Genomic DNA, 14442 nt, shown 5'->3' with positions numbered 1-14442 from the left:
ACATCATCGAGCCGGAGGCAAGCGCTTTTGCCGCCATGCGGCGCACCGACGAGCAGATGGCCGAGATCAGCCAGGCCTGCCGCGAGATGGGCGAGGCGACCAACCTGCAGGAGCGCACCCGCGCCGACACGCGGTTCCACCTCGCCATCCTGCGGGCCTCGGGCAACGATCTGCTGGTGCCGCTCGGCGTGCTGATCGAATCGGCGTTCGATCATCTGTTCGCTTATACCACCCGGGAACTCGACGATTTGCAGCATGCGCAGAGGCTGCATGAGGCAATCGAGAGGAGCATCCGGCTGCAGCGGCCGGACGCGGCGCGCAATGCGGTGCGCAAGCTGCTGGCCAATACCGACAGCGTCATCAAGTCCAGGTAACGGCCGCCACACATTCAAACAGTCGGATTGTGTCGGTGCGGCCGCCGATGGTGCGCGCTTGACCAATGTTTGCCGGCGAGGTTTCGGCACGAATGGTTCCCGTCAATCGATACGAAATGGGTCTGTTTGACGAACCGGCTGCCGATTAGCTTCCAGATGCGCAAGTCGCTTGGGTCGACCTTAACAACAAGCATAGGGGAAATCGGCATGAGCATGAAAAATGGGCTATCGAAAATTGGCTTCCACGTCAGCCGGGTTGTCGCCATTTCGGCGGTGGCCTTGCTGCCGGTCTTCGGCGCAGCGGCCATGGCGCAGGACAAGGATATCTCGATCTACTTTGTCGGCTGTGCCGCACCGACGGGCTTTCATGGCTATCTGGCACGCGGCGCCGAGGAGGCCGGCAAAAACCTCGGCGTGAAGGTCACCTATATTTTCCCGGATCAGCTTACCATTCCAAACCAGGTGCAGAAGATCGAGGAGGCGATCGCCGCCCAGGCCAACGGCATCGCCATCTGCGCCTTCGCCGAGGATTCGTCCTATGCCGATGTCGCCGCGCGCGCCAAGGAAGCCGGCATTGCCTTCGGCAGCGCCGCCGCGCCGCCGTCCGGCTCGCAAGTGCGCGATCCCAACGATTTCTTCCTGTTCCGCACCGGATCTGATGAAGCGGCGGCGGGCAAGTTGACGGCGCAGCGACTGGTCTCGATGGGCGTCAAGGGCCGCGTCGTGGTCGCCAATCAACAGCCGGGCGACGCGAGCTGCCAGCTCAGGGCGACGTCGCAGATCGATGAGCTCAAGAAGGCCGGCATCGAGGCCGACTTCCTCGAACTGACCATGGATCCGGGCCAGCAGGCGGAAGCGCTGTCAAATTACCTGCGCGTGCACCCCGATACGGCCGCAGCCACGAGCACATGCGACGTGATCGACGGTTTCCTCTCCGCCAAGGCAGACAGCGGCCGGGACGACCTGGTGCTCACCGGCTACGACATCGTCGCGCAATCGCTCGATGCGATAAAGGATGGCCGGCAGGCGTTCACCATCGACCAGCAGCAGTTCTGGCGCGGCTACATGCCTGTGCTGCTCCTGACCCACTACCTGAAATACGGCCTGATCGAAGGTAACTACTTCCTGACCGGTCCGACGGTCGTCGACAAGGACAATGTGGAGCGCGTCTCGGCATTGGTGAAGGAGGGCTATCGCTGATGCACGCCGCCCAAAAGTCCATCAGTGGTTTTTGGACGACAGCAAAAACCTAGCACTCGTCCAGGACGGGCGGCCAAGCCGCCCGTTCGCCATCTTCGTGGCCACTCTTGTATCGGGATGACGGCATGAACGAACAGCCCGGGCCGTATGCGGCCAACAAGCCTTCCTCCCGTGTGGTCGCCGGCGAGGCGCTGAGACGGCTGATGCTGCGGCCGGAGGCGACGTCGATCGCGGCCGTCGTCATCCTGTTCCTGGTCTTCACCGCGCTCAGCCCGCAGCTTTTCCCCACCAGGCTGTCCTACATCAGCATCATGGCCGTCGCGGCCGAACTCGGTATCGTCAGCGTCGGCGTCACGCTGCTGATGATCGGCGGTCACTTCGACTTGTCGGTGGGCGCGGTGCTCGGACTCACCTCGTTCGTCTGCGTGGTGCTGATGCGCGACTTCGGCCTGCCACCGATCGTCGCCGCGCCGGTCGCGGTGGCCGTCGGAGCCGCGCTTGGCTGGGCCAACGGCATGATCGTGGTCAGGTTCCGCATCCATTCCTTCGTCGTGACGCTCGGCACCATGCTGATCTGGCGCGGCATACTGATCGCGCTGACCGGCGGCTTTCCGATGGCGGTCGCCATTCCGCCTGGATTCAAGGCCATAATGGCGGGTCCGTTGCTTGCCGGCTTTCGTATGTCGATGCTGTGGTTCCTGGCAATCGGGCTGGCAGGCACCTTCCTGCTGGCGCGCACCAGGTTCGGCAACTGGATCCAGGCACGTGGCCAGAACGAACAGGCGGCGCGCAATCTCGGCGTACCGGTGGACCGCGTCACCGTCATCCTGTTCATGATCACATCGGCGCTGGCAGCCATCGCCGGCGTCATCCAGGTTGCCCGCTTTTCCTCCGTCGACGCATTGCGCGGCGAGGGCATCGAACTGCAGGCGGTAGCCGTTACCGTTATCGGCGGGACGCTGCTGGCCGGCGGCTACGGCAGCGTCATCGGCACCATTCTCGGAGCCGTCACCTTCGGCATGATCCAGGTCGGCCTGGTGCTGGCAGGCGCTCCCGGCCATTTCTTCCGCACGCTCACCGGCGTCATTGTCGTCGGCGCGGTCATCCTCAATACCTCGGTGGCGCGCCGCATCGCCAAATCCAGGGCGATGGGCGGCTTCAAGCGCGACAGCAGTGCTGCCGACGCGGCGATTGCCGGCAACGCCGCAACGGCGGAGATACGGCCCGCCGGCAGCCTGGCGAAGGAGAAGACGCGATGAGCGAGCCGTCTGGCCTGGATGCCCAGCGCGGGGCCCGGCTGCCGGCCGGCAGCGGCTCCGACGACCTGACCCTTCGCCGCCCTCCGGTCGAGCCGGTCGCTGCCGGCGCGGTGCCGGTGATCGAGGCTGTCAACCTGTCGAAAGGGTTCGGCGCCACCACCGCGCTGGTCGACGTGTCGCTAAGCGCCTATGCCGGACGCATCCTGGCGCTGCTGGGCGACAACGGCGCCGGCAAATCGACCTTGATCAAGATCCTGTCCGGCGTCTTCCCGCCGGACAGGGGAGAATTGCGCTTCAACGGCGAGAAGGTGGCTTTCGCCAACCCGGCTCAGGCGCGCGAACGCGGCATTGCCACGGTGTTCCAGGACCTTGCCGTCTGCGAATTGCTGTCGGTCACACGCAATGTCGTGCTCGGCCGCGAACCGCTGAAAGGTTTCGGACCGTTCAAATGGCTCGACATGAAACGCGCCGACGACATGGCGCGCTCGGCGCTGCATCAGCTCGGGGTGCGCTGGGAACGCGGTCTCGACGAACGCGGCGTCAACATTTCCGGCGGCGAACGCCAGTCCCTGGCAATCGCAAGAGCCATGTTCTTCGGATCGTCGCTGCTTGTGCTGGATGAGCCTACGTCGGCTCTGGCCGTGCGTCAGGCAGGCCGGGTGCTCGAGCACATTCTCAGGGCACGCGAGCAGGGCCAGGCGGTCATCCTGATCACCCACAATTTCCGTCACGCGCTCTCGGTGGCCGACGATCTGGTGGTTCTGGCGCAGGGGCGCGTGGCGGGCCGGTTCCGGCGTGACGAGATCGAGCTCGACGAATTGACCGACCTCGTTGCCCGTGTCGGGTGAGCTGACAATGCAGCAGTTCAGGAGCAGGAAATGACCGTAAAGACCGCAAGGAAGCGTGTCGTCATCCACGAGGACGACGTCGGCATGAGCCATGGCGCAAATATCGCGTTTTTCGAACTGTCGAGGTTCGGCACATGCAGTTCCGGTTCGGTGATGGCGCCATGCCCGTGGTTCCCGGAAGCCGCTCAGATCGCCGTCGCCAATCCCGATTTCGACCTCGGCGTGCACTTGACGCTGACCAGCGAGCAGAAGCCGTATCGCTGGCGTCCGCTGACCAACCCGCCCAAATCGGCTGCGATGACTGACGAGTTCGGCTATTTCTGGCCGACCGTACCGCAGGCGCGCAAAGCCCATCCCGATGCGGTGGAAGCGGAACTGCGTGCGCAGATCGAATGCGCCATCGCTGCCGGCATCGACATCACCCATCTCGACGCTCACATGGGCACGGCGCAGATGCCGGAATTCATCGCCATCTATCGCAAGCTCGGTCGGGAATACCGGCTGCCGGCGCTGCTGGTGAAGGACCTGTCGGGCTACAACCCGGCGAGCTATGCCGGTGAGCTGGACATTGCCCGCTACGATGCCGAAATCGTAAGGGCGCAAGCGGCAGGCGAACCGGTGTTCGACATCGTTCTGGAAACGCCCTGGGCGCGCAAGACGGATGCGCAGACGGCCTACCACGCGATGTTTGCCAGAATCCCGGAGGGGTTGAGTTTCCTGTCGCTGCATTTCAACACGGTAGGCGATTTCGAGGCGATCAATCCTCCGGATGCCCATCTGCGGACCGAGGAATACGCGTTGTTCAAGACGGCGCGCGTCAAGGCGTGGATCAGCGAGTTCGACATCGAAGTGATCGGCATGCGCGGCATGCGTGATGAACTGCGCGCCGCCAAGATCTGAAAGCCGACGATCTTATGAGGCCAGATGCCGCCGGGTCAGCCCGATCAGCAGCGCCTGGTCGCGGGCGGCGTGTTCGGGCGGGTTGACGACGGCATCGCCATTGACGATCGCCGCCCAGAAGCCACGCATCTCCTCGACGAAGGCTTCGGCGTAACCGGCCCGCAAATCTTTCTTCGACAGCGTGTGACCGTCCGAGGTCGTCACCGTCAGCCGGGTCGGATGATGGTTGAGCCAGGGCGAGGGGAATTCGAGCTCGAGGCTGGCATCGTCGAAGAACAGCGTGATCCGCTCCTTGTAGTCGGCGAGCTTGGGCACGGTGAGATGCGTCATGGTCCACAGCGCCTGCCCGTCCAGCAACTTGACGGCGCCGTGGCCGCCGTCGCCATTGGCAAAGATCTGCGCGCCGACGACCTCGCCGTCCGGCACGCCGAGCGCATCGAGCAGGCCATGGACGGCGTTGACATCGTGAATCAAGGCCGAGCTGTAAGCGCCGGTAAATCCACGGAAAGCGAGATCGGTCAGATGCACGCCAACGGCCTCTTCGACCTGGCGCTTCTGCTTTGCGGCGACAGTGGCGACCATGTCTTGTGGGATATCGGTACCGCGCCTGTAGGGCTGATGGGCAATGAACGGCCAGGCGTCGGGATCGTTTACCTCCACCGAGACCGCGCGCAGCGTGCTCGATGTTCCAGGCAGCGAAGCGAGCGCCAGCCGGTAATTCGGATCAAAGCGCTTCATATAGCCGACCTGAACGATTTTCCTGGCGGCATCGCGCGCGGCGATGATCCCGGCGATTTCCGCCAGCGGATAGCAGAGTGGTTTTTCGCAAAAGACGTGCAGGCCGCGCGCCAGCGCCGCCAGCACTTGTTCGTGATGCAGCGGGTCCGGCGAGCCGATCACCACCGCGTCGAGGTGTTGGTCGAAGAGCTGGTCGATTGTTTCGAAATTGGCAATGCCATGGGTGTCGGTGACGAACTGCCGCGAAATCCTCGAGGGATCGGCGACGCCGACCAGCTCGAACAATTCACCGAGGCGCAGCAGATTGGGGATGTGCTCGACCTGCGAGATCATGCCGGCGCCGACGACCCCGACGCGTATCCTGCTCATTGGATCATTCCCCGCAATGTCCGATTGTCAGCTCAAGGCGCCGCAGGCGGCCGGTTGCCGATCTGGGCGAGCAGGCCGGCAATCTCCGCCTCGACCGCTTTCAGATCCTCGCCGCCCGACATGATCGAGATGACCTCGTCGCGCGAGATTTCCGATTTGGCATAGGTGCCGCGATTGCGGCCGCGGTTGAGCAGGGTGAAGGTGTCGCCGACCGGATAGGCGTGGTGGATGTTGTGGCTGATGAAGATGACGGCCAAACCCCGCATGCGTGCTTCGATGATGAATTTCAGCACCATCGCCGCCTGGTGGACGCCGAGTGCGGAAGTCGGCTCGTCGAGGATCAGCACGCGCGCGCCAAAATGCACGGCGCGGGCGATCGCCACCGACTGGCGCTCGCCGCCCGACAGCGTGCCGACGGCCTGCGTCGGATCGCGCACGTCAATGCCGATATCGGCCATCGCCTGCCTGGCGATGGTGTTGGCGCGCTCCTTGTCGATGCGCGAGAAGGGCAGGCTGCTTTTGGTCGGCTCGCGGCCGAGGAAGAAGTTACGGGTGATCGACATCAGCGAGATCATGCCGAGGTCCTGGAACACCGTTGCCACACCGAGCTCCTGCGCGTCGCGCGGGCTGCGGAAGGTGACCAGCTTGCCGTCGACCAGGATTTCGCCCTTGCTCGGCCGATAGACGCCGGACAGGACCTTGATCAGCGTCGACTTGCCGGCGCCGTTGTCGCCGAGCAGGCAGTGGACCTCGCCCGGATAGACCTTGATGTCGATGTCCTGGAGGGCGCGCACCGAGCCGAAATTGACGCTGACGCCGCGCAGTTCCATTGCCGGTTCGGTCATTTGGGCCGGTTCGGTCATTTGGGCCCTCTCGGTCATTTGCCACCTCCGCGGCCGAGCGCCTTCAGCCTGATGTAGTTGTTGACCAGCACGGCCATCAGGATGACGATGCCGAGGAAGACCTTGAACCAGTCGGTGTCGATGCCGGTGTAGAAGATGCCCATCTGCACCAGCCCGAAGATCAGCGCGCCGAACAGCACGCCATAGACGGTGCCGTAGCCGCCGGTGAGGAGCACGCCGCCGATGACGGCGGCGATGATCGCCTCGAATTCCTTGAGCAGGCCGCGCGTGGTGTCGGCGGAGCCCGCCTCCATCACCTGGATGGTGGCAAGCAGCGTCGCCGCGCAGGCGGTGTAGACGAACAGGCTGATCTTGACGCGATCGACCGGCACGCCGACGTTGCGGGCTGCGATCAGGTCGCCGCCGGTGGCGAAGATCCAGTTGCCGTATTTCGTCTGGGTAAGCACGTAGCCGGCCAGCGCCGTCAGGCCGAGCCACCAGACGATCGACATCGGAATGCCGGCGACGAAGGGAATGCCGTCGCTGCGGGTGGCTATCCAGCCTTGAGCGCCCATCCAGTGGAACAGGCCGGTGAGCAGATGGCCGTTGAAAATGCCGGCCGTCGCCGGATCCGGTGCGCCTTCGAGTATGTAGGGGATCTGGGTGCGGCCGGTGACGGCGCGGGTGATGCCGATCGACAGTCCGCGCAGGATATAGAGGGTGGCGAGCGTGACGATGAAGGAGGGCAGGCGCGTCTTCACCACGATCAGGCCGTTGAGATAGCCGGTGAGGATGGCAACGGCGAAGGCACAGGCGATGCCGCCCCATAGCGGCAGGCCCCAGTACTTCACCGTCAGCCCGATGACGACACCGGCAAAGCCGACCATGGAGCCGACCGAAAGATCGAACTCGCCGGCGATGATGAGGAGTGCTGCCGCGGTGGCGACGATGCCGAGCTCCGCCGACAGCGTCAGGAATGTCATCGATCCCTGCAGCGAATAGAGGTTTGCCGCGCCCGGCAGCAGCGCAAAGATGATGATCGTCGCAAGCAGCCCACCGGCGGCACCGGCTTCCGGCCGGCGCAGCCACTGGGTCAGCTTGCCGGTGCTGGCCAGCCGCTCGTCGGCGCCGGCGGCCCGCTTCGACGTCATGCCGAAGCGGTCGGTCGCCTTCAGTTCGCCCGGAGATATAGCCTTGTCTTCCACGACCGCCATTAGGCTCTCCAATCGCTCAATTCGCAATCTTCGAAGGAACGGGAGAGCGCTTGGCGCATTCTCCCGTTCCGTCGGAGCGCTTGCCTAGCGGATGCCCTCTTTGGCGAGCGCCAGGATCGCCTTGGCTTTTTCCGGCGAGTCTATGAACAGCGGTCCGGTATAGGCGTTGTTCTGCGGCCAGAAGCCGTGCGTCGCTTGCTCGACCAGATAGATCACCGGCAGATAGCCCATCAGATATTGCTGGGCGTCCATGCCGAAGCCCATTTCGCCGGCCACGACCGAATCGAGGACCTCCGGGCTGATGTCGAATGTGTAGAGCTTGAGCTTGCCGAACAGTTCCTTGTCGCGAAACATCGGGATCAGCGGGTTGGCGGCGGTGGCGCCGAGCGCAAAGACGGCCTGCGTGTCGGGATGCGCCGACAGATAGGCTTCGGTGCGGCGCTGGATGTCTGCGGGATCCGGCGCCACGGCCAGAACCTCGGTGCCGCCGCCGGAGGGCTTCAGCCCGTCATTGAGGCCCTGGCAGCGCTGGTCGAGGCTGACATTGCCGACCTCGTGGTTGATGCAGACGACCTTGAGCGTGCCTTCCTTGGCCAGCCGCTCGCCGGCTTTCTTGCCGGAATCATATTCGGAAACGGTGCCGACATAGAGCGTCGTGCCGAGCTCGGCGCCTTCCTTTTCGCCGGAATCCAGAACCACCATGGGAATATTGGCGGCAAGCCCGGATTTGATCGATTTGCCGAGCGCATTGGCGTCGGCGATGGAGACGGCGATACCGTCCGGCTTGGTGGCGATAGCGGCGTCGAGAAGCCGGGCCTGCTCGACCACGTCGAAGACCTGCGGCGCGTAATATTCGACCTTGGCACCGGTAAGGGCGGCCGCGTCATCGACGCCGCGCTTGACCACCGACCAATAGGGATCGGACGCCGACCCATGCACTACGAAGGTGATGCGGACGTCCTTCGGATCCTTCAGGCCCGCGGCATGCGCGATACCCGTCATCAGGCCCGCCGAAACGAAGGCGCCCAATGCCACTTTCAGAAGAGTTTTCATCTTATTCTCCCATTTGTCGTTGCAGTTCCAATCCCTCTGGCGCCGTTTTCCGGCCGCGACGATCGGCTCACGTTGCGGATCGGGTGGCCGCTTTGCGGGCCTTTGCCGACGCCGATCGCTGTTCGTCCGCGGTGTTGCCGCGGGTTGTTGTTGATGATCGCCCCGCCGAGAGCGCTGCGCGAAGCTCCTCGCGCAACGGCTTCATGCCGATGACGTCGATCGGCTGTGCGGCGAGCCAGTCGCGAAAGCCCTGGTCGCGGAACAGCTCGTACTCTTCGGTGCGGATATAGGCGGAGCGCGGCTCGATCAGCTCGAGGTCACCGGGCGCGTTGCAATGCAGGCAAAAGAAGGTCAGGCCGTCGCGCACACCGTCGATGAGCGCTTTGTAAGCCGGCTCGATCGGCCTGGAGCGCGGCCGGCCCCAGGTCGTCTGGATGGCGGCGTCGAAAATGGCAAAGCCGCCGGCACGGGCCAGCGCCACGCCGCGCTGGAACGCCTCCTCGGTGACGCCGACCAGATTGTCGTTGGGGGAATAGGCGGACAGCGTCTTGGTCAGCAGCACCGGCAGCTGATATTCGAGCCCGAGCTTGATGTAGATAGCGCAGAATTCCGGCGACAAGGCCGCGCCCATATGGGCGTCGAGATGGGTGACGTCGATGCCGGCGCGATAGGCGGTGTCGATCTGGGCGCGAAGCTCGGCCTCGACCGCCTGCGGCACCGCCTTGCGGCGCGTGGTCGCCACATCGGGCCAGAAGAAGCCGAACTCGTCGGTCAGGCCGGCCGCCCGCGACGGTGCGGTCAACGGCCGCCATTTGTAGTGCTGCTTCTCGCTGTTCAGCGTCAGGTGAACGCCAAGGTCGAGGGCAGGGTTGGCGGCGGCGCTTTCGGCCATTTCGAGGAACCACGGGCACGGCACCATCACCGCGCCGGAACTGCAGACACCCAGCCCGCTCAATTCGAGGAAGGCGCTGTTGGCGCCGTGGCACATGCCGACATCGTCCTCGTGGAGCACGATCCGTTTTCCGGAGCCGGCGGCGTTCACGACCGGCCGCCTTTCCGCCGGCACGCCGGTTTCGAGGGTCTTCCAAAGTGTGTCCCGTATTTCATGGAACCAACCGTTTGCCCAACTGGCCGGAATGGAACGCCGAAAGCTGGGTTTCCGACAGGGCCACTTTGGCGAATTCGGATGGGTACGATTTGCCTGCCGGCTGAGACACTTAGCTGCCGATTTCCCCAATCACGGTTCAAAACCAGTCATAGGAACCGTCTTCCGGGCGCAGATGGCTTGGTCGAATAGCGGCGGAGTGGTTCTTTCAAACCGTGCCGACAAGCCTACAGCTGTCCACACCATCAAGCGACCACATTATCAAGTGACCCACACTATCAAGTGACTGGAGGCCTGTCATGTACATCGCCGGCGAAGAGGAAATCGAAGCCATTGCCAGGGTGATCCGCTCGGGCGCGCTGTTTCGTTACGGCAGGGACAGCGAATGCGACCGTTTCGAGGCCCGCTATGCGCAGCATCTTGGCGTCGAGCATTTCGCGCTGGCCGCAAGCGGCACCTATGGGCTCGCCGCCGGCCTGATCGGCCTCGGCATCGGCCCGGGGGACGAAGTGCTGGTGCCGGCGCACACCTATATGGCGACGGCGACCGCGGTGCTTTCGGTCGGCGCCATTCCAGTCATCGTCGACATCGACGAGAGCCTGACCATCGATCCCATCGCCCTGCGCGATGCCATCGGGCCGCGCACCAGGGCGGTCATCCCGGTGCATATGTGGGGCGCGGCCTGCAACATGAATGCGATCATGGACATTGCTGCCAAGCGCGGCTTGCTGGTGCTGGAGGATGTCTGCCAAGGCATCGGCGGCGGCTATGAGGGCCGCAAGCTCGGCTCGATCGGCCATGCCGGCGCCTATTCCTTCAACTACTTCAAGAACATGACCTCGGGCGAGGGCGGCGGTATCGCCACCAGCGACCCGAAAGTGGCGGAACGGGCGCGCTGCGCAATCGACCCTTGCCATTTCTACTGGCAGGGCAGAAGCGACAGCATCAAACCCTTCGCCGGCATCGGCGCGCGTGCTTCCGAACTGATGGGGGCGATGCTCAACGTCCAACTCGACCGGCTGGACGGCGTCATCGAGGCGATGCGAGCCGAGAAGAAGACGGTGCTGGCCGGTACCCACCACCTTAGCAATCTTGGGCTGACGCCGTCGCCGATGAACAGCGCGGACGACGATTGTGCCGCACAGGTGATGTACCTGCTGCCGAGCGAGCAGGCGGCGCAGACTTTTTCGAAGACCATTCCGAGCGTCGTTGCCGGCAAGACCGGCCGTCACAATTTCACCCAGTGGGACCAGGTGCTGATGCATGAAGGGGCGCATCACCCGGCGCTCAATCCTTACGCACTGCCCGAGAACCAGGGCCTGCGGCTGGATTATCCCGACGACCTCGGCAAGCGCTCGCTCGACATCCTCAACCGCACCGTGATGGTCGCCATGAACCCGGCGCACAGCGATACCGACATTCAGGACATGATCCACAACATCGATGCGGCGGCGCGCGTGGCGCTGGAGAATGCTTCGCTCGATGATATCGAATTGCGCAAGGCGGCACCGGTTGATCTGCAGAAGTTCGACAGTGTGAACTAGACCAGTTCCGGCGCGGTTTGCTCCCCTGCGGTCGAGTTCCTTGTCCGGTGGCCGGCCGAGGATTCCGGCCGGCATAACCGGCCGCCAAAAAATCCGCAGGCCCGTGTCGGATAGGCCGGGCTCCGCTCGTCCTAGGGGGCATCGATCACCAACACGGAGGATTAACGATATGCCCGGCACCGTACGGCTGCACCGCGTTCTGACAACCAGCCCGGAGAAAGTCTACCGCGCGTTCCTTGAAGCGGATGCACTTGCGAAATGGCTTCCGCCGAACGGCTTCACCTGCACGGTTCATCACTTCGAGGCGAAAGTCGGCGGTGCGTTCAAAATGTCCTTCCGCAACTTCACCACCGGCGACAGCCACTCGTTCGGCGGCGAATATGTCGAGCTCGTGCCCAATGAGCGACTGCGTTACACCGACCGGTTCGACGACCCCAACCTGGCCGGCGAGATCGAGGTGACCGTGACATTGAAGAAAGTGTCGGTCGGCACCGAAGTGAATATCACGCAGGCAGGTATCCCAGACGCCATCCCGGTTGAGGCCTGCTATCTCGGCTGGCAGGAGTCGCTGCGAAATCTGGCGAAGCTCGTTGAACCCGAGATCAACCAGTAAGATAAAGCGCTGCCCTGGCGGGTTGGCGTCGCTAACCGGAAACCCAGGGATGACGCCGGTCTTCCCACCCAACATGCGCTGGCGCCGGAAAGGCCGGATCGGCGAAGCAGCCGACTGCGACGGCGATCCATTCAGGCTTTTGCTCGGGCTCCCAGAAGACGCTCGAGCCGCAGCCCGGGCAGAAATGGAAAGTGACGTGGTGGCCGCTCCGAGCTGACCGCCTGTAGGTCCTGGCGTCGCCTCTGGCTTCTACCTTGTCGCGCGCAAAGAAGGCGGCGACGCCGTATGTGCTGCCGGTCCGTTTCTGGCAGTCGAGGCAGTGGCACTGTGCGACCAGCTGTGGCTCTCCGTTACAGGAGATCCTCAGTTGCCCGCAGGCACAGGATGCGGTTCTCATGGCAATCCTCATGGTTCAGATGAATGCGTTGCCCGCCCATACCGGCGGTGGGCATGCTTCTGGTTTTCGGGGAGGTTCGGCCTTGGGAAGCGCGCTTTGCGCGGACGCCGAAAAACAAGGACCGGCGTCCCATATTCCTAATCACTGCCGACGACCGATTCAACCCGCGGTGAACGAGATGGAGAGCCGGCTCTAGCTTCTATCCAATCTTAGGAACGCGGCGCGCAGCGCCAGCACGGCGCGCAGGATCTGACGTTCGTCCATTGCCGCGTAGCCGAGCAGCAGGCCGTGCTCGGGTTCAGTAGAGTGGTAGTTGATGGAGATGCCCTGAACGTCGAGCCCCTCCTTGAGGGCGGCGGCGACCACGTCGCTGTCCTTATAGGGCCTGACGAAGCTCGCCAGCAGCTGCATGCCGGAATCGTTTTCCGCCACGGTCAGCCATTCGGCCAGATGCTCCTGGCACAGCTTGACGAAGTTCGCCTGCCGGCGCGCATAGAGCCGGCGCATGCGCTTGAGATGCGTGGCGAAATAGCCCTGCATGATGAAGTCGTTGACCGTTGCCTGCAGGATCAGCGGCGCGAACTGGCCGGTGATGCTCACCGCCCGGTCGAACGGAACCGACAATTCGCGCGGCACGATCAGATAACCGATGCGCAGCGCCGGAATCAGCGTCTTGCCGAAGCTGCCGATATAGACGACGCGGTCGGCATGGTCGAGCCCGCGCAGGGCCGGCACCGGCCGGCCGCGGAACCGGTATTCACCGTCATAGTCATCCTCGATAATCCAGGCGCCGTTGCGTTCGGCGATGTCGAGCAGTTGCAGGCGCTCCTCGATGCGCATGATGGTGCCGAACGGCCATTGGCAGGATGGCGTCACATAGATCAGCCGCGGCGGCGGCAGCTCCGGATCGGCAAGATGCCAACCGCGCCGGTCGACCTTCAACGGTGCCAGCTTGGCGCCGCTGGCGAGAAAGGCGCTTTTGGCGCCGAGATAGCCGGGTTCCTCCATCCAGACATGGTCGCCTTCGTCCATCAGCACGCGCGAAACGAGATCAAGCGCTGCTTGCGCACCGGTGACGATGATCACCTGGTCGGCGGTGCAGCTGATGCCGCGCGACAGGCCGATGGTCGAGGCAATGGCCTGACGCAGGCCGGGGTGGCCGGCAAAGGAGAGATAACCAAGCAGGCTCTCGTCGCGGCTGCGTGCATTGCGCACCAGAAGGCTTGACCAGATGGTGAACGGAAACGATGCCGTTTCAGGCACGCCGGGATGGAAATTGATGACGCCGGCATTGCGCGGCGGTTGCGGGCCGTTGACGATGGTCTGGCCGCGCCGCGACAGTTTTTGCGGCGCTGCCAGTCCGGCGCGCAGGGATGCCAAGGGGCGGTTCTGCTGGATCGGCGCCACCCAGGTGCCCGATCCGGCACGCGCCTCGATAAAACCTTCGGCAAGGAGCTGGTCATAGGCGGCGATGACCGTGTTGCGCCCGACCTTCAGATCTTCGGCCAGCGAGCGCGTCGACGGCAGCAGCGTGTTCTGCGGGATCTGGCCGTCAAGGATGAAGCGTCGCAAGGCGCCGTAGATCTGACGATGCATCGGTTCTTCCGAGGCGCGGTCGACCGACATGATGTCGAGGGAAAGGCGCATGTGGTCGGCCACGGCACTATCCCCCGACGAACCGGGCGGCGCGGGCGATCTTTTCCTCGTTGAGCCGGCAGACGGTGTCGAGCACCAGTCGCCTGGTTTCGGGGCGGATCTCGCGGCTGTTCTTCAGCGCGCGATGCACGGTGGCGGCGCCAAGTTCCGCCTTCTCGGCAATCTCGCGGATGGTGCAAAGCCGTTCCATGCCAAGCGCAGCTTCGAAAGCCATGTCGCTCCTCCTCGGTTGCATCAAGGCACGGCTTCCGGCCGGCCTCAAGCTTGAAAGTCGGGGTTTGCAATCCAGAGCCGGGATTCTGCGATCCGCGCCGCGCAGGGAGCAAGGCG

General features: G+C 63.9%; 15 protein-coding genes. 7 read left to right on the top strand and 8 right to left on the bottom strand.

Translation table 11 applies throughout. The annotated features are described in order from the left end of the window. From NKJ81_RS28435 to NKJ81_RS28415, 5 genes are all read left to right on the top strand, one after another. The coding region (locus tag NKJ81_RS28435; protein WP_352542460.1) for a FadR/GntR family transcriptional regulator at window positions 1–374 on the top strand (374 nt) is incomplete at its 5' end. A gap of 207 nt (window positions 375–581) precedes the next feature. After that, window positions 582–1574 (top strand): substrate-binding domain-containing protein, encoded by a 993-nt coding sequence (locus NKJ81_RS28430; protein WP_352542459.1) that lies wholly within the window; start codon window positions 582–584, stop codon window positions 1572–1574. 125 nt (window positions 1575–1699) lie between these two features. After that, window positions 1700–2833: an ABC transporter permease gene (locus NKJ81_RS28425; RefSeq protein ID WP_352542458.1), complete on the top strand. Its 1134-nt coding sequence runs from the start codon at window positions 1700–1702 to the stop codon at window positions 2831–2833. After that, window positions 2830–3681, top strand: a complete 852-nt coding sequence (locus NKJ81_RS28420) for an ATP-binding cassette domain-containing protein (RefSeq protein ID WP_352542457.1) — start codon at window positions 2830–2832, stop codon at window positions 3679–3681. The genes NKJ81_RS28425 and NKJ81_RS28420 overlap by 4 nt, the downstream gene beginning before the upstream one ends. A 30-nt stretch (window positions 3682–3711) precedes the next feature. Beyond that, window positions 3712–4581 carry a polysaccharide deacetylase family protein gene (locus NKJ81_RS28415; RefSeq protein WP_352542456.1) on the top strand — a complete coding sequence of 290 codons (870 nt, stop codon included), beginning with the start codon at window positions 3712–3714 and terminating at the stop codon, window positions 4579–4581. Between the two features lie 12 nt (window positions 4582–4593). Here the strand turns inward: NKJ81_RS28415 and NKJ81_RS28410 are convergent, their stop codons facing one another. From NKJ81_RS28410 to NKJ81_RS28390, 5 genes are all read right to left on the bottom strand, one after another. Next, window positions 4594–5688, bottom strand: coding sequence for a Gfo/Idh/MocA family protein (locus tag NKJ81_RS28410; protein WP_352542455.1), 1095 nt, complete (start codon window positions 5686–5688; stop codon window positions 4594–4596). 32 nt (window positions 5689–5720) lie between these two features. Continuing rightward, a complete protein-coding gene (locus NKJ81_RS28405) occupies window positions 5721–6533 on the bottom strand; it encodes an ATP-binding cassette domain-containing protein (protein WP_352542462.1) in 813 nt (270 codons plus the stop codon). Window positions 6534–6565: 32 nt separating this feature from the next. Beyond that, window positions 6566–7681 (bottom strand): ABC transporter permease, encoded by a 1116-nt coding sequence (locus tag NKJ81_RS28400; protein ID WP_352456268.1) that lies wholly within the window; start codon window positions 7679–7681, stop codon window positions 6566–6568. Between the two features lie 147 nt (window positions 7682–7828). After that, window positions 7829–8797 (bottom strand): rhizopine catabolism ABC transporter substrate-binding protein, encoded by a 969-nt coding sequence (locus tag NKJ81_RS28395; RefSeq protein WP_352542454.1) that lies wholly within the window; start codon window positions 8795–8797, stop codon window positions 7829–7831. A gap of 67 nt (window positions 8798–8864) precedes the next feature. Then, window positions 8865–9839 carry a polysaccharide deacetylase family protein gene (locus tag NKJ81_RS28390; RefSeq protein WP_352542453.1) on the bottom strand — a complete coding sequence of 325 codons (975 nt, stop codon included), beginning with the start codon at window positions 9837–9839 and terminating at the stop codon, window positions 8865–8867. Window positions 9840–10201: 362 nt separating this feature from the next. Between NKJ81_RS28390 and NKJ81_RS28385 the strand changes: the two genes are divergently transcribed. Next, a complete protein-coding gene (locus NKJ81_RS28385) occupies window positions 10202–11446 on the top strand; it encodes a DegT/DnrJ/EryC1/StrS family aminotransferase (RefSeq protein WP_352542452.1) in 1245 nt (414 codons plus the stop codon). Between the two features lie 169 nt (window positions 11447–11615). Beyond that, window positions 11616–12059: an SRPBCC family protein gene (locus NKJ81_RS28380; protein ID WP_352542451.1), complete on the top strand. Its 444-nt coding sequence runs from the start codon at window positions 11616–11618 to the stop codon at window positions 12057–12059. A gap of 31 nt (window positions 12060–12090) precedes the next feature. Here the strand turns inward: NKJ81_RS28380 and NKJ81_RS28375 are convergent, their stop codons facing one another. From NKJ81_RS28375 to NKJ81_RS28365, 3 genes are all read right to left on the bottom strand, one after another. Further along, window positions 12091–12456: a GFA family protein gene (locus NKJ81_RS28375; RefSeq protein ID WP_352542450.1), complete on the bottom strand. Its 366-nt coding sequence runs from the start codon at window positions 12454–12456 to the stop codon at window positions 12091–12093. Between the two features lie 192 nt (window positions 12457–12648). Then, entirely contained in the window at window positions 12649–14115 is a 1467-nt protein-coding gene (mocR, locus tag NKJ81_RS28370) for a rhizopine catabolism transcriptional regulator MocR (protein ID WP_352542449.1), read from the bottom strand. Between the two features lie 4 nt (window positions 14116–14119). Beyond that, entirely contained in the window at window positions 14120–14326 is a 207-nt protein-coding gene (locus NKJ81_RS28365; protein WP_352453276.1) for a LacI family DNA-binding transcriptional regulator, read from the bottom strand. Window positions 14327–14442 lie beyond the last annotated feature (116 nt).

Origin of the sequence: Mesorhizobium sp. M0018, from assembly GCF_040323955.1 — a bacterium.
Classification (GTDB): Bacteria; Pseudomonadota; Alphaproteobacteria; order Rhizobiales; family Rhizobiaceae; genus Mesorhizobium.
The sequence above is the reverse complement of the archived record's forward strand: the minus strand, read 5'-3'. Positions and strand labels throughout refer to the sequence as shown.

Excerpts from the sequence above, each read along its gene's own strand:
- NKJ81_RS28430 (WP_352542459.1), top strand. The coding sequence starts at position 582 with ATGAGCATGAAAAATGGGCTATCGAAAATTGGCTTCCACGTCAGCCGG.
- NKJ81_RS28425 (WP_352542458.1), top strand. The coding sequence starts at position 1,700 with ATGAACGAACAGCCCGGGCCGTATGCGGCCAACAAGCCTTCCTCCCGT.
- NKJ81_RS28420 (WP_352542457.1), top strand. The coding sequence starts at position 2,830 with ATGAGCGAGCCGTCTGGCCTGGATGCCCAGCGCGGGGCCCGGCTGCCG.
- NKJ81_RS28415 (WP_352542456.1), top strand. The coding sequence starts at position 3,712 with ATGACCGTAAAGACCGCAAGGAAGCGTGTCGTCATCCACGAGGACGAC.
- NKJ81_RS28410 (WP_352542455.1), bottom strand. The coding sequence starts at position 5,688 with ATGAGCAGGATACGCGTCGGGGTCGTCGGCGCCGGCATGATCTCGCAG.
- NKJ81_RS28405 (WP_352542462.1), bottom strand. The coding sequence starts at position 6,533 with ATGACCGAACCGGCAATGGAACTGCGCGGCGTCAGCGTCAATTTCGGC.
- NKJ81_RS28400 (WP_352456268.1), bottom strand. The coding sequence starts at position 7,681 with ATGACGTCGAAGCGGGCCGCCGGCGCCGACGAGCGGCTGGCCAGCACC.
- NKJ81_RS28395 (WP_352542454.1), bottom strand. The coding sequence starts at position 8,797 with ATGAAAACTCTTCTGAAAGTGGCATTGGGCGCCTTCGTTTCGGCGGGC.
- NKJ81_RS28385 (WP_352542452.1), top strand. The coding sequence starts at position 10,202 with ATGTACATCGCCGGCGAAGAGGAAATCGAAGCCATTGCCAGGGTGATC.
- NKJ81_RS28380 (WP_352542451.1), top strand. The coding sequence starts at position 11,616 with ATGCCCGGCACCGTACGGCTGCACCGCGTTCTGACAACCAGCCCGGAG.
- NKJ81_RS28375 (WP_352542450.1), bottom strand. The coding sequence starts at position 12,456 with ATGAGAACCGCATCCTGTGCCTGCGGGCAACTGAGGATCTCCTGTAAC.
- NKJ81_RS28365 (WP_352453276.1), bottom strand. The coding sequence starts at position 14,326 with ATGGCTTTCGAAGCTGCGCTTGGCATGGAACGGCTTTGCACCATCCGC.